General features: G+C 44.8%; 13 protein-coding genes. 12 read left to right on the top strand and 1 reads right to left on the bottom strand.

Annotated elements, in window-relative coordinates; all coding sequences use genetic code 11:
• Positions 1-148 precede the first annotated feature (148 nt).
• The gene (locus T456_RS19980) at positions 149-403 is read left to right on the top strand and encodes a type II toxin-antitoxin system RelE/ParE family toxin (RefSeq protein WP_242835935.1); all 255 of its coding nucleotides are present in this window, start codon (positions 149-151) and stop codon (positions 401-403) included.
• A 900-nt stretch (positions 404-1,303) separates the two neighbouring features.
• On the opposite strand, the gene T456_RS21400 is transcribed toward T456_RS19980, so the two are convergent.
• Complete coding sequence (locus T456_RS21400) at positions 1,304-2,443, bottom strand: hypothetical protein (protein WP_024866257.1); 1,140 nt, start codon at positions 2,441-2,443, stop codon at positions 1,304-1,306.
• Between the two features lie 490 nt (positions 2,444-2,933).
• On the opposite strand from T456_RS21400, the gene flgM reads away from it, so the two are divergent.
• The 11 genes from flgM to fliS all read left to right on the top strand — a co-directional run bounded on the left by flgM (position 2,934) and on the right by fliS (position 14,606).
• Entirely contained in the window at positions 2,934-3,212 is a 279-nt protein-coding gene (gene flgM, locus T456_RS0111360) for a flagellar biosynthesis anti-sigma factor FlgM (protein ID WP_024866256.1), read from the top strand.
• 34 nt (positions 3,213-3,246) lie between these two features.
• Complete coding sequence (locus tag T456_RS0111355; protein WP_024866255.1) at positions 3,247-3,765, top strand: flagellar protein FlgN; 519 nt, start codon at positions 3,247-3,249, stop codon at positions 3,763-3,765.
• Between the two features lie 151 nt (positions 3,766-3,916).
• On the top strand, positions 3,917-5,608 hold the full coding sequence (gene flgK, locus T456_RS21395) for a flagellar hook-associated protein FlgK (RefSeq protein ID WP_024866254.1): 1,692 nt from the start codon (positions 3,917-3,919) through the stop codon (positions 5,606-5,608).
• Between the two features lie 30 nt (positions 5,609-5,638).
• A complete protein-coding gene (locus T456_RS0111345; RefSeq protein ID WP_024866253.1) occupies positions 5,639-7,495 on the top strand; it encodes a flagellar hook-associated protein FlgK in 1,857 nt (618 codons plus the stop codon).
• Positions 7,496-7,664: 169 nt separating this feature from the next.
• Positions 7,665-9,764, top strand: coding sequence for a flagellin N-terminal helical domain-containing protein (locus T456_RS21390; RefSeq protein ID WP_024866252.1), 2,100 nt, complete (start codon positions 7,665-7,667; stop codon positions 9,762-9,764).
• Positions 9,765-9,882: 118 nt separating this feature from the next.
• Positions 9,883-10,344, top strand: coding sequence for a flagellar assembly protein FliW (gene fliW / locus T456_RS0111335; RefSeq protein ID WP_024866251.1), 462 nt, complete (start codon positions 9,883-9,885; stop codon positions 10,342-10,344).
• 2 nt (positions 10,345-10,346) lie between these two features.
• Positions 10,347-10,562, top strand: a complete 216-nt coding sequence (gene csrA / locus T456_RS0111330; protein WP_024866250.1) for a carbon storage regulator CsrA — start codon at positions 10,347-10,349, stop codon at positions 10,560-10,562.
• A 109-nt stretch (positions 10,563-10,671) separates the two neighbouring features.
• On the top strand, positions 10,672-11,865 hold the full coding sequence (locus tag T456_RS0111325; RefSeq protein ID WP_024866249.1) for a glycosyltransferase family protein: 1,194 nt from the start codon (positions 10,672-10,674) through the stop codon (positions 11,863-11,865).
• A 162-nt stretch (positions 11,866-12,027) separates the two neighbouring features.
• Positions 12,028-12,498: a flagellar protein FlaG gene (locus T456_RS0111320; protein WP_024866248.1), complete on the top strand. Its 471-nt coding sequence runs from the start codon at positions 12,028-12,030 to the stop codon at positions 12,496-12,498.
• 159 nt (positions 12,499-12,657) lie between these two features.
• On the top strand, positions 12,658-14,175 hold the full coding sequence (fliD, locus tag T456_RS0111315; protein ID WP_197026887.1) for a flagellar filament capping protein FliD: 1,518 nt from the start codon (positions 12,658-12,660) through the stop codon (positions 14,173-14,175).
• A gap of 29 nt (positions 14,176-14,204) precedes the next feature.
• Positions 14,205-14,606, top strand: a complete 402-nt coding sequence (gene fliS, locus T456_RS0111310) for a flagellar export chaperone FliS (RefSeq protein ID WP_024866246.1) — start codon at positions 14,205-14,207, stop codon at positions 14,604-14,606.
• Positions 14,607-14,611 lie beyond the last annotated feature (5 nt).

Raw genomic sequence — 14,611 nt, 5'->3', positions numbered from 1 at the left:
ATTGACACCTATTGAATGGGGCATTACAATAATGATACCAGGAGGGAATATGACAAGAACATTTATACAGAACCAATGAGTTTTCAAAATAATTGGGGACAGGCTTGGGTTTGATGATGAGGATCTACGCTGGTTAGAGAATGAAATAATGAAGGATCCGAAAAAGTATCCTGTTATTAAAGGCACCGGTAGCCTTAGGAAAGCTCGGATAGCTATGAATAACAGAGGAAAAAGTAAAAGTGCGCGAGTATGCTATGTTGATTTTCTAATTGCAGAAACGGTATATTTGATAACTGTATATGGGAAGAATGAAAAAGATAATCTTTCTATGCAGGAAAGGCGTGATATCAAAAAGATGATTGAGGCATTGGAGAGAAATCTGGGAGGTAAACGAGATGAATAAGAAGAGTGTTTATGCAAGTATAATGACGGGACTCAATGAAGCAATTGAGGATTCTGTAAGCGAAAAGCCCTATTCTGAAGCGCCATAAAGTAGTTGTGGAACCAATTAAGACATATGCAGCTGATGATGTAAAACGCATACGAAATACTAACGGGAATGTCTCAGAAGATATTTGCCAGTTACCTTGGCGTGTCATGCAAAACTGTCGAGGCCTGGGAGGCCGGGACAAATAAGCCTTCGGGAATTGCCAGTCGTTTTTTAATGATGATGGAAATGGATAAGGACCTGGTGATTAAATTCCCTTTTGTCAGCAATGCGGTAACGAAGTAACAGGAATATATTAGTTGCAATTTATAATTAGTTTTATTTGGGAAAAGACATAACACTCCCCACCACTCATGATATTAAGCTTGAATGGTGGGGAGTGTTTTAAATTCCCTTTTACATTTGTGTTGATGATAATTATGGCTGGTATAGACTGATTCTCAGATTGCGTAATTGGATATATGCTGAGGACTTACAAGATTTCGATGATTTCGGCAACGGCACTTCCGACGCATTTGTCTGTTTATGGAGTTTTTGCGTCGGTGATATTTGCGAAATAATGTAAAGAATTCACGAAACACAAACGCTATCACGATAATCAAGTGCTCAAAACAGGCTATTTGTCGATATAGCGTCAAGTTTTTGGGATATTTTACCGACTCAATCAGCTTGTAGAATGCTTTGCGTCGGAGAGGACTCAATTCACATATCCCTCGGCATACAGCGCCTAATCACTTCCAACACAAGAAAAAAACAATTCTCATTTGTACAATAGAAACACTTTTGTAAATAGGGCGTTTTTTTAATTAAGAAATCGTGTAAATAAGCATATGGTTGAGATAATGACACATCGGTTTACAGTGCGGCAAGGTCTACCTGCTGGACGGTGCCAACGCCACCGCTCTCCTTCAGGAAGATGCCGGAGGAGCGGGTCACGCCGGTGACTCTGAAATCAGCAGCCCCTGCGCCGATAAGACCACCTGCGCCTGCGTCGCCAAGACCTGATCCGTCGAATCCGCCAAGGCCATTAACGCCGCCAAATCCGCCGAAGTGACTAAACTGCGTTTCGGCGCTGCCAAGATAGATGGCGCCTACGTCGGCTTCCTTGAGGCTAAGCAGTGTATCGGTGCCGTCTTCGCCCCGGAGCCAGACACGGAGCTGATCGTAGATTTCGTCGCTCTCATCGATCCAGCCGTTACCGTCGCCATCGTACCCGCGAAGGTCCTCGAAGCCGTTGCCGCTCTTTGTTCCAAAGAGCTCCGATCCGTCCCCGATCCTGCCGTCGCCGTTTCGGTCATAAGCAAGGAATCCGCTGCCGGCGCCAAGGTTTGAGACTTTCTCATCAACGCCGTCGCAGTCCAGGTCAAAGTAGAAGGACTGGTCGCTGATGTGGGTCACCCCTGAATCAACATTGATCACCAGTGGATCGATGAGGTTAACCGCAGAGCTCATGCTAATGCCGGCATATTCGCACAGGCGCCTGGACATTGAGAACTGAACCCCGAAGTCAATGACCCGGCCGTCTTCAGTGAGGGCAGTGCCGCTTCCTGAAAAGGTGGTGGACTCCTCCTCCATGTGGACCGCAGTTATCGTGGTAGTACGGACAAAGGAGCCGCCACTCAGCATATTAGCGGTGTTCTCCAGGGTACCCTGATAGCCTCGTTTGCTCCTGCCTCCGTCAAGGAACTGCAAGAGCCTCAGGATCCGCTCCAGGAGCGTTGCCCGAAGATTGGCGATCTGTTCCTCCAAAGACGATTCCACGGGAGAGAGGTAATCGGACTTTGAGGGTTTCAGCGACGTGTAGCTTTCACTGCTAAGGGGCAGATCACCCCGGCCGGTTTCTGTGATATCGACAGAATCCAGCTTTTTTTCCTGGTCTATCAGACTGTCCATAAAGGAACCCCGGGTCACCACTCCGCTTTGGATGGTCACGGTGTTCTCCTCATAGTAGGTCCGGTTGGAGACCAGATTTACGTTACTTTGTGCAATTTTCATGGTACCTCCTTATCTTTCTGCGAAGGTCCATGGCACAAAAAAATGAACCTTCACGTATGATGAAGATTTCTCATCCATGAAGATCCATGCTTTCCCTAGCTGTCAGAATATATATCGGCACAGCTCTTTTTCCTCATGACATCAAAATGAAAAGACTAAATATTCTGACATTTTAATCCGGATGTTCAGAGCCAAGACTCGAAAACGCGAAGCCACAAAATCTTAAAAAAAAATAAAAAATGCTCTAAAGTTTTTCAAGAAAGGGTCGATATATTTAACGACGGAACGAATGGGCAGAATGAAAAAGCCCGGAATTGTAAGGAAACAAGCGTAACTGATAACATTTTAATATACGCCCTGAAAGTTTTTTGATCATTATTTAAGGCCCGAAGGTTTTGGGGAAAACTTTTCGGAAAAAGCTAAAGTAATGAAGACATCTACCGATAAATGTAGTAGAAAACAAAAATCTTCCAGGGAAGGAGGAAAAGATATGCGAATAGAAGCATACAGTCAGGTTCAGCAGATTTACTCAAACAGCAAAATAAGCAAACCACAGGCAGCAAAGAAGACCGGTGATGTACGTGATACAGTATCGTTCTCTTCGATTGGAAAAGATATCCAGGTTGCCAAACAGGCTGTGAACAATGCACCCGACATCAGGGAAGATAAGGTTGCATCGTTAAAAGCTGCTATTAAAAATGGTACTTATGATGTGAGTGGAGAGGCTTTTGCTGATAAGTTACTGGCAAAATACGACGAGCTTTTCTAAAGCAGCATCAATTTAATACAGGAGGATGATCTCAGTGGCTAGTTTAGTCGAGAATCTGGTTGAAATACTTGACCAGGAATGCACATTATACGAGAAATTACTGGGATTATCGAGCCGCAAGACAACCATTATCATCAAAGGTGATCTTGAGGCACTTGCAGAAATCACGGATGAGGAGCAGTGCATAATCGGCGGTATCCAGGGGCTGGAGAAACAGCGCGAAACAGCCATGAAGGATATTGCGAATGTACTTAACAAGGATGTTAATTCATTGAAACTGACCGAGCTGATCCAGATATTGGACAAAAGACCTGTGGATCAGAAGAAACTGGCATTCCAACGCGATAGGCTCGTTGGCGTTGCGGACAATGTCAGACGTGTAAACGGACAGAACCAGCAGTTACTGGAAAGTTCCTTAGAGATGGTTCAGTTCGAAATGAACATCATCCAGGCGGCTAAAATGGCTCCACAGACGGCGAATTACTCAAGAGCTGCAGGCACTACAGGCGAATGTTTAGGTTACACATCGGGCGGGTTTGATGCAAAGCAGTAACGTACCACTTTCAAAGTGGTACGGATGCATGTAGATAATCCACCCGGGTGAATACCGTAGAATCGCGGTAGTGTCTTTTTTATACCCATTTTTAGCGGGAGCGCAGCGGAGCAATCCGCATCGCGCACTTATATATAGGAGGACCATCAACATGTCACTCATGGCCAACTTATATGTGGGAGCTTCAGGACTGACGGTTTCCCAGAACGCCCTGAACACCACGGCCCACAACATGGCGAACCTTGATACCACAGGTTATACAAGGCAGCAGGTTTCCCAGGGAACCAGGGCATATCAGACCATAGAAAGAAAATACAACACCATCGCCCTTAAGCAGATAGGAACCGGCGTTAACTACAATAATTGTAAGCAGGTAAGAAGCACCTTCCTGGATCTCTCCTACAGGACAGAGACCGGAAGAGGTGCCTTTTATGATGTTTCCCTGAAGGCCATTGAGGAGATTGAGGATCAGCTGCAGGAGCTTAACGGATCGGAATTCGCCCAGTCCATGAATAACCTCTGGGTTTCCGTTCAGGAGCTGGCAAAAGATCCGTGCTCAGCCGTTACACAGAGTTCCTTCGTAACAAGAGCAAACGAGTTTTTGACAAGAGCTAAGAGCGTATACGACGGACTTACCGATTACCAGGAGAACCTTGATTCCACGGTAAAAGATATGGTGGATAACATCAACAAGTACGGCGACAGAATACAGCAGCTCAATCATGACATTGTTGACATTGAGTCCGGCAAACAGGAAAAGGCCAACGACCTTCGAGATGAGAGAAACCTCCTTCTTGATAAGCTGGCTGAATACGGAAGAATAGATTATCAGGAAGACACTTTCGGAAATGTGCTGGTTCTTTTTGAAGGATCATCATTTGTAACTTCCGATCATGTCAACCATATGGCAATAGATACAAGCTTATCGGAAGATGACGGCGGAACAGCTGCCGGTTATGCAACACCTTACTGGGAATACGCAGCAGTTACAGAGATCAAGCCCAACGGAACAAAAGAAGTTGTTTCTATCAAGGGTGCGCATGTTTTTGACCTGTCACAGCCTGTGTCAACAGTTACCAACACCGACATCGGCAAGCTTAAATCAGTGCTCCTTGCAAGAGGTGATCACCAGGCAACCTACCATGACATCATGGAGGATCCTCAGCACTACAGCGATAGGATTTCCCAGTCAGTCATCATGAATATTCAGGCCGAGTTTGACAACATGGTACACAACATGATGACAGCCATCAACGACATCATGACCATGGCAGAGAGTAATCCCGCAACACTGGATCCCACAAAGGGCGCCGCTTCCGATTTTACCCTCTTTGTTTGCGCCAACCCCACAGACAGACTTATCTACAACATAGGTAAGGATGAGGGCGGCAATGTTAAGTATCCGGCAGGTGAGATTCCCACAGGCTTCACCATCAAGAACTCCCAGGTGAACCCGCTGATGATCCAGGAGCCTACTCTCTTCACCTTCAGAACAATAGACGGAAGCGAAGACAACGCAACAACCACTAAGATCAAAGAAGCTTTTACAAAAGAGACATATGTGCTCAACCCCAACGTCACCACCAAGAACAGCTTCATTACCTATTACAACAGCCTGGTTTCACAGGTAGCCAACTCCGGTGATGTTTATAAGAGCATAAAGGAGGCACAGGAACAGACAGTTTCCTCCGTTGAATCCGCCAGAGAGCAGATCGTCGGAGTATCAAGCGACGAGGAACTTGAATTCATGATCATGTTCCAGAATGCTTACAACGCCTCAAGCCGATATATAAATGTAGTAAGTGAAATGCTTGAACACCTTGTATCTACTTTGGGAGCATAAAATAGCCCCAAAGCATAAGGAGAAAAAGATATGGTATCACAATTCTTTGGACTGAACATCGCAGCATCGGGACTTAGGGCAGCAAATGCAGCTCTTAACACCACAGCCAACAACATATCCAATGCCAACACCGATGGCTACAGCAGGCAGCAGGTGAAGCAGGAGGCGACAGATGCCCTCAGGGTCTTTGCCACCTACGGCTGCGCCGGAGCAGGCGTTGATACCCTTGCGATTGAGAGAGTGAGGGACAGCTTCTACGATGTAAAGTTCAGGAATAACGAGACACTCCTCGGGGAGGTTTCCCAGAAGAACTACTACAACGGACTTATCGAGGACTACCTGAACGACGACGGAACTACCGGATTCTCATCTCTTTTCAATAAGATGGAAGCAGCAATGGAGTCAGTGATGACAGCTGCCGGCACAACCGAGACCAAGTCAGCCTTCATGTCCAGCTTAAAGAGTGTTACCGAGTATTTCAACAACGTATACGACAGCATTCAGGGCCTTCAGTCCGACATAAACTCTGAGGTTAAGCTTTGCGCCGACAGAGTAACCTCAATGGCAAAAGAGATAGCTTCAATAAATAAACAGATCAACATAATCGAGATGACAGGCACTGTCGCCAACGAACTCAGAGACAAAAGAGATATGCTGGTGGACGACCTGTCTAAGATTGTTTCGGTTGAGACCAAGGAATCTCCCATCATCGACGAGACCCAGCCCGACAGAAATACCGGCGCCACAAGGTTCCAGGTGTGGGTTGCGGGCGGCTATGAGCTGGTTGATACCTACGAATTCAAGCAGATGATCTGCGTTTCAAGAGCAGAAGGCGCTCCCACCAATCAGAACGACATCAACGGACTTTTCGATATAAAGTGGGCAGGAAGCAACTACAGAGACGGAGATAACGTAGCAGAGCTTGCAAACTTCTCACTGGATTCAAAGCTCATAGGCGGCGAGCTTCAGGGGCTTCTGGCTTTGAGAGACGGAAACAACAATCAGTACTTCCACGGCAAATGCCCTGCAGGCGGCGTTGAGCAGAAGACTGACGGTACAGTTGTTGTTACCGTAAATGTTACGGATTCATATCTCCAGGATATGGCAAAGTGTACTCTTCCTGCAGAAGGTTCCATCAAGATCGGCGCCAAGTATTACAAGTATGACAGCTGGGGCTACAACGGAGAGTCCACCTACGAGTTCAGATTAAATCCCGAGAACATCTCCAGTATTCCCGATCCCGGAACCAACGTGTCCATCGGCTATGCCAACAGCTATCAGGGAATACCATATTACATGGAGCAGATGAATGAGTGGATCAGACACTTCTCAGAGGAAGTGAACAAGATCATGGTAACGGGTTACACCTCAGACTCCCTCCAGGGCGTGAATCTTTTGACCGGTGCCATGGATACAAACTCAGCCGCAGAGTACAGCTACGAGCAGCTGACTTCTCTTTCAGAGTACAAGGGCTACTACTTCCTCAAAGGCGGGAACTTTACAGTGAACTCGGTTGTTCTTGATAATTCCGACAGGCTGGCAACCAAGGCCGATCTCACCGAGGGTGAGTCGGAGTTTGGCAACTTAAAGAGCCTCAAGAACATGCTTGATACACTGAAGATTTTCAGAGGAGCATCTTCAGGTGAATTCCTGACCAAGGTACTTGGTGATGTGGCCCTGAACAAGAGCAATTCCAATACTCTTGAAGAGACCTACACTTCTTTGGAGAACACCATCAAGAATCAGAGACTGTCAGATGCCGGCGTCGATGAGGACGAAGAAGCCGCTAACCTGGTTAAATACCAGAACGCATATACACTTTCATCAAAGATGATCCAGACACTTACGGAAATTTATGACAGATTGATACTTCAGACCGGAGTGTAATGGTCCGATAATATATTTGAAAATCTAATAATCTGCACGGATGCGCTTTTTTTCGGGACAATGGACTGTCCTTTTCCTAAACTGAGATAGATAATCTCTGATTTTCGTGATCGAAGTTTGTTCCGGCGAGCAAAGCGAGAGCGGAACTACCTTGTGAAAGGAGCTTTAAATGCGCATCACCAACAAGATCATGCAGAACAATTCACTGTACAATATAAATAACAACAAGGTTACGGAGGACCAGCTCAACACCATGATGGCCACGGGAAAAAAGATAACGAGGCCCTCCGATGATCCTGTTATTGCCATAAGAGCTCTGAGGCTTCGCAGCAACGTTACACAGCTGTCTCAGTACTACGAGAAGAACGCCAAGGATGCTCAGAGCTGGCTGGAAGTAACTGCGGATGCGCTCTCAACGGTGACATCCGTTCTTACTGACTGCGTAAAACAGGCAACCAAGGGCGCCAACAAGGACCTTACTCTTGATGATCTTTCCACCATTATTTCCCAGATGGACGCTCTTTCAGATGAGTACTACGCTACAGGAAATGTGGACTACGCAGGACGATATATCTTTACCGGATACAGAACAGACACGGCACTGACCTTCGAGAAGGCCTCCACTGCCGATTACAGAGATATCAACGATGAGTTCACCGCAGGGGCTGTTAGCACCTCCAGCAGAATTGTAGGCAAGCACCTTCTTGATTCTTCCACTATCTTAAATGACAATTCCTCAGCAACACTGGAAAGTCAGATCATTGAAACCACAGTAGGAAGGATCCGCCTCTCCTATGACAACTTAAATTACAGATACGGCGAGGGCAGCGAGGTTGAGCTCAAGTTCAGACAGGACATGAAGCAGCCTGCAACCAGCAGCGTTTCCACCACAAAGCCCACCATTGACCTTACCTTCAAGGATGAAGATGGCGTTACAAGATACGTGGCACTGCCCATCAACTCACCGGCAACCGACTTCCAGGTTACAAGCGAGGGTATCACCTACAAGGCACTTAAGAATGGTGACGGCACCTACAATATCACCGGAATCGACGCCGTAAACGGAAAGACTTACGAATTTTACCTTACATCGGAAGGTCTTTTTGATGACAATAAGAGAACAAAGAGCCCTTCAGTTATCCAGTCGGCAAACACCGAGATCGTTAACAGGCAGGTTTCCACAGTTACCTACACCACTGAGGATGGACAGATCCCGCCTCTTGAGGTACCGCTTCTTCCCGCAATCGGACAGAGCTACTCCATGAGTCTTAGCCGCGAGGGATATTTTGCTACGGTGAACAGTGACGGAACGATGACAGTGAAGAACAACATTGCTACTGATAACGGCGACGGCACCTACAGCAATCAGGTGGTTCAGCTCACAGGAAACGGCAGCGTACATTCCTCTTATATAGAAACAACGCTTGTGATGGACGAGGAGCACATTTTATATACCACCAGTACCGAGCAGCAGATTGACGATGCCTACGAGGATCTTTACAACAATCCCACCGGAATGAGGGCATACCTCAACGCAGCAACCGGCGAGGTGCTCCTTAACAAGGAACTCAGGGACAAGCTCTCCACCCTTCCCAATATCATCAATGCCAACAGCATCGACGTGGTTTACGACAAGAAGGAGTGGATAAAGGGTGACATCAGACCCGAGAACCTGTTCTCAACCAATTATATAGATGAGAACGGAAAAGAAATCCTGTACAACAAGGGAACAGCGAACCATGATATAGCTTACGATGTGGGCTTCGCACAGTCGGTAGTGGTAAACACAACGGCAGACACGGTTTTCACCACAAATGTGAAAAGAGATGTGGATGACCTTTCAAAGATGCTGGGCGAACTTCAGCAGCTGGCCACAATTATAAAGACTCTGAAGGATAAAAAGGAAGCAGCTGTTGGAGAGGACCAAAAGCTCAAAGTCGGCCAGGAACTTGCCTCAGCGCAGAAGGCATATGACTACCTCAGAGAAGAGCTCCAGCAGGAATTCGAGCACAAGATCACGTCCATGCAGAAGTCATTGGATGTAGCCAACATCGCAGTTACCGACAACGGCACAAGAACGAAGAGACTCGATCTTATCAATTCCCGCCTTATGGATCAGACCACAACCTTTAAGACATTGCAGTCCGACAACGAGGACATCGACCTTGCAGAGGCAGCAACACAGCTCACCACAGCTCAGATTACCTATGAGGCCAGCCTCATGGCGACAGGCAAGATCAGCCAGACTTCACTGATGAACTATATCTAATGAGAGGTGCTGAAGCACCGACAGCGTGATTTTAAAAAATATAAATTGTGTATTCAATTTAACGATATTGCGATATAATTAATACGTAGCATAAATCCACAGCAATGGAGGTTACAAAATGAAACTTATTACAAGAATATTTGGTGAAGTAAACGTTGAAGATAGCAAGATAATCGATTTCCCTCATGGAATTATCGGATTTCCCGATCTTAAGAGATTCACACTGCTTTTTGATAACGATGACGATGTTAATACCATCAAATGGCTTCAGTCCATTGATGAGCCCGACTTCGCAATGCCTGTAATGGATCCGCTTATTGTCTGCCCTGGCTATAACCCGGACATTGACAAGGCTAAGATCGAGGATATTGGAGAACTAACCGATGAGGAGATCCTGGTTCTTGTAACAGTTACAGTTCCCCATGACCTCCAGAAGATGACAGTAAACCTGATGGGACCTTTCATCATCAATGTAAAAGATATGAAAGCTGCTCAGTGTATTGTTGAGAACGATGACTATCCTGTTAAGTTCCCCATTTACGAGATACTGCAGAAAAATAAGGAAGCTAAGGAGGGCTGATTATGTTAGCATTATCAAGAAAAAAGAACGAGGCGATCGTTATCAACAACAACATAGAGATCACCGTTCTGGACATCAGGGGAGATCAGATCAAGCTCGGTATCTCAGCTCCCAAGGAAATTCCAATCTACAGGAAGGAAGTTTACATCCAGATTCAGAACGAGAACAAGGAAGCTACAGATGTGGCAGGACTTGAGGCATTGAAGAAAATGCTTTGATGTCGATCTGGAAGGAATGATCAAGCGCTCTGCACGATATGTGCGGGGCGCTTTTTTATCTTTATGTTGATACATGATACTCAGTTGATTTGGATGTTAGGAGACAGCTATGAGGATACTCTACTATGACTGGGACGAGTTTAACGACGAGGATTGCCAGGATGCCATGAGAAGACTGGGGCACGAGGTTGAGATCATAAAAATGGATCTTTCCAGTTGTGAACTGACGCCTGAGATAGAGGCTAAGTTCAAAGCCAGGTTTGACAGGAAGGACGAATCAGGGAAAAGATATTTCGACCTGGTATATACCTTTGATTATTATCCGAATATTTCTGAGGTGTGCCAAAAGTATGATATGCCCTACGTGTCCTGGGTCTTTGACTGCCCTCACCTCACATTGTATTCACATACCATAAACAATCCGGTTAATCACGTTTATGTCTTTGACAGAGAATTGTATAAATTATTGAGGAGTAGAGGAATAACTACGGTCAGCTATTCTCCGCTTGGAGTAAATGATCAGAGACTATCCACATTGTGTCAAAAACTTGATGACGAGACCGGAGGACGGGTTTCTTATCAGCACGATGTGTGCTTCCTGGGAAGCCTTTATGATAATGAATTCAATTTCTATGATCAGGTAAAATACCTGCCACCGGAGCTGAAACAGTATATCGATGTTGTGATCCTGGCTCAGGAGAGGATATTTGGCCACGACCTCTTTACCGATGAGAAGGCTATCACCGATGACCATATAAAGAGACTGAGGAAGTATATCAAGTTTGAACAAACGGGCAAATACGAGATTAATTATGATGATGTTATAAGAAATATATTGCGCAAAAAGGTCACGGTTAACGAACGCAGAAATATCCTTACGCAGATGGGCCAACTCTTTGATACAGTAATCTACACAAACCCTGATGCTAAGCCGATACCTAATGTGTGCAATCTGGGTATGGCGGACTATACAAATAAAATGCCGGTGGTATTTCACCGCAGCAAGGTGAATCTACACATATCTCTTAGATGTATCACCTCCGGGGTATCCCTTAGAGTAATGGATGTATTGGCAGCAGGCGGATTCCTTGTTGCCACCACATCTCCTGAATTAGAGGAATACTTTCAGGATGGTGTGGATCTGGCTATTGCTCATACTCCTGAAGAGATGATTGCCAAGACGGCATATTATCTGGAACATGAAGACGAGCGGAAGCAGATCGCAATAAACGGACAGAAAAAAGTTTTAGAGAATTTTGCATATACGAAGCTTCTTCCTGATATTCTGACTCTGAAATTCTAAAATTTTTATTAAACTTTACAAATCATAGAGAAAAAGCATAAAGAAATATCCTTCAAATCCGATATAGAAGATAAGAAATCGTGTATAAACTGCGCTCATACTGCGCGCAGAAATATATGCACTTGTTGATTCTGCCGTGTTATGACATGGAGGTATAGGATTATGGGAATTGATGCAATTAATGGTTTTAGTCCGCTTATTCAGCAGTCTATGCCACAGGTTAAGACGCAGGTAGCAGATCAGAATCAGTCCCAGTCTGAAATTGCAAATCAGGAAGCAGTTGCTCAGAGTATTGAGCTCAAGGTTGAAGCGGCAGACAACTCCGCAAGCTCAGGTGATAGTCAGAGTGGTGCTCAGAATTTTGCGCAGACCCAGACCGATCTGGAGGCTACGGAGGAACAGATTCAGGCAGATAATGCCAAGATCAGGAAGGCAATCTCGGAAATGGCAAAAAATGCCAAGTCCAATGCGGAGGCTGTCTTTGGTATCCATGAGAAAACCAATCGCGTGACCATAAAGATGGTTGATAAGGAGACCAAGAAGGTTATTAAGGAATTCCCTCCGGATGAGACTTTGGATATGATAGCCAAAGTGTGGGAGATTGCAGGCATAATGGTTGACGAGAAACGGTAAATTACAGGTCACTTGCACTGCGCTGCAAGTGACGTACAAAAGTGATTCAGGCGGCAATTGCGCCTTGAGAAGCAACTTTCATTCGCAATTGCTCCATTGCGCAGCAAATGGAAACGGATTTCCATGTATCACACTCACGGATTGAGAAAGGAGAACAATATGCCAATACGAATTACGGGAATGAATTCAGGACTGGATACTGAGAGCATTATCACTGCGTTGACACAGAGGCAAAAGGACAGACTTGATACAGCCAAGAATGATCAGAAGAAACTTACCTGGAAACAGGATAAATGGAAAGAGTTAAATAAGAAGGTTGTATCTTTCTACAATGGTGCTCTTAGTAGTATGAGGTTTTCAACTGCGTACACTAAGAAAACCACAAGTGCGTCCAATGCAAATGCTGTTTCTGTTATTACCGGTGATTCTGCAATGGATTCAACACAGACCCTTGATATTACCAGCCTTGCCAAATCTGCGTATCTTACCGGCCAGCAGGTTAAAGCAGGAACGGAAAAGGCGAAAGCTTCGAATACAATGGCTGACCTCGGACTTGAAAGCGGAGGAACTCTTAAGTTTTCAATTGGTGGTGACAGCGAAGATTTGATTGAAGTAGATGTTGCGGCAACAGATAGCATAAGTGATGTTCTATCTAAACTGAAAAACGCAAAATCTTCCAAGACAGAAACAAGTCTTAACTTCAATTTTGATGAGAACAACGGAAGATTCTTTGTATCATCAAAGACTGCAGGAGCTGCGGCATCATTTGATATGGTTGAATCAGATGCAATGACTGCTCTTGGCTTTACCAGGAACGATGATGGTTCAAATTATATTGCCGGTTCCAGCGCAAAGATCAAGCTCAATGGTGTAGAATATGAATCAGAGAGCAACACTTTTAACATTAATGGACTTACTATAACAGCCAATGAAATAGCTTCCGGTATCACACTTACCACCAAGCAGGATACAAGTGGTATCTATGATAACATCAAGAAGCTTGTAAAAGAATACAGCGAACTGATGAAGGAGCTTTCTACTCTTTATAATGCTGACGCTGCTAAAAAGTATAGCATGCTCACTGATGACCAGAAGGATGCCATGAGTGATGATGAGGTTGAGGAGTGGGAGAAAAAGATCAAAGATGGACTCCTTAGTAAAGATGAGACCATCGGATCAGTTAGAGATTCTTTGAAGAGTATAGTATTAAAAGGCTTTGAAGTTACTATGGCTGACGGATCGAATAAAACAATGTCATTGGCAAGTTTTGGTATTTCTACCGGAAGTTACTTTTCTACCACTCAGGACGAAAGAGATATGCTTCATATTGATGGCGATCCGGATGATTCATCGACAAGTGGTAATACGGATCTGTTAAAAGCTTTTATTTCTTCAGATCCCGGTGCAGTTACGAATTTCTTTACCCAGTTGTCCAAGGAAATGTATTCTTCTTTGACAAATCTTATGAAAGGTACGGAATTCAGTTCAGCTTATACGATTTATGAAGATAAGCTGATGGCTTCACAGTACAGTTCATATAATACGAAGATCTCCAATGCACAGAAAGCGCTGGAGGCAGCACAGGACAAGTACTATAAGAAATTCAGCACAATGGAATCTACACTTTCCAAGATAAACAGCAATAGCAGTTCGTTCTCTTCATTCTTTGGGGGATGATAAAAAGCAGTGATGCTTAAGGAGGATTTATGCCGGCATATACATTACAGCAGAAGGCTTATGCACAATACAAGAATAATAAAGTGATGGGGGCTTCGGGTCCGGAGCTTACACTTATGCTTTATGATGGCGCGATAAAGTTTTTGAATATTGCAGATTATGCTATAGAAAAGAATGATGTACAAAAGGCTCACACAAATATTGTCAAAGTGGAAAGAATAATAGACTATCTGAGAAACACTCTTGACATGAGATATCCTGTGGCCAAAGACTTTGAAAATATGTATTCCTATATAGCTATGAGGCTCGTGGAAGCGAATATTTCCAAAGACAGGGACATAATAATTGAGATGAACGAGCATTTACATGCAATAAGAGATAACTGGGTCGAAGTAATGAAGGCCAATAACATTGCAGTAAAGGATGCATAAGGAGA

It is taken from the genome of Butyrivibrio sp. FCS014 (genome assembly GCF_000526935.1).
Taxonomy (GTDB): domain Bacteria; phylum Bacillota; class Clostridia; order Lachnospirales; family Lachnospiraceae; genus Butyrivibrio.
Note: the sequence above shows the minus strand (reverse complement) of the source record. Positions and strands in the feature narration are given on the sequence as shown.

Coding starts and splice junctions, on each gene's coding strand:
- T456_RS0111345 (WP_024866253.1), top strand. CDS start 5,639: ATGGTATCACAATTCTTTGGACTGAACATCGCAGCATCGGGACTTAGG.
- T456_RS0111325 (WP_024866249.1), top strand. CDS start 10,672: ATGAGGATACTCTACTATGACTGGGACGAGTTTAACGACGAGGATTGC.
- fliW (WP_024866251.1), top strand. CDS start 9,883: ATGAAACTTATTACAAGAATATTTGGTGAAGTAAACGTTGAAGATAGC.
- fliD (WP_197026887.1), top strand. CDS start 12,658: ATGCCAATACGAATTACGGGAATGAATTCAGGACTGGATACTGAGAGC.
- T456_RS19980 (WP_242835935.1), top strand. CDS start 149: ATGAAGGATCCGAAAAAGTATCCTGTTATTAAAGGCACCGGTAGCCTT.
- T456_RS21400 (WP_024866257.1), bottom strand. CDS start 2,443: ATGAAAATTGCACAAAGTAACGTAAATCTGGTCTCCAACCGGACCTAC.
- flgK (WP_024866254.1), top strand. CDS start 3,917: ATGTCACTCATGGCCAACTTATATGTGGGAGCTTCAGGACTGACGGTT.
- T456_RS21390 (WP_024866252.1), top strand. CDS start 7,665: ATGCGCATCACCAACAAGATCATGCAGAACAATTCACTGTACAATATA.
- csrA (WP_024866250.1), top strand. CDS start 10,347: ATGTTAGCATTATCAAGAAAAAAGAACGAGGCGATCGTTATCAACAAC.
- fliS (WP_024866246.1), top strand. CDS start 14,205: ATGCCGGCATATACATTACAGCAGAAGGCTTATGCACAATACAAGAAT.
- T456_RS0111320 (WP_024866248.1), top strand. CDS start 12,028: ATGGGAATTGATGCAATTAATGGTTTTAGTCCGCTTATTCAGCAGTCT.
- flgM (WP_024866256.1), top strand. CDS start 2,934: ATGCGAATAGAAGCATACAGTCAGGTTCAGCAGATTTACTCAAACAGC.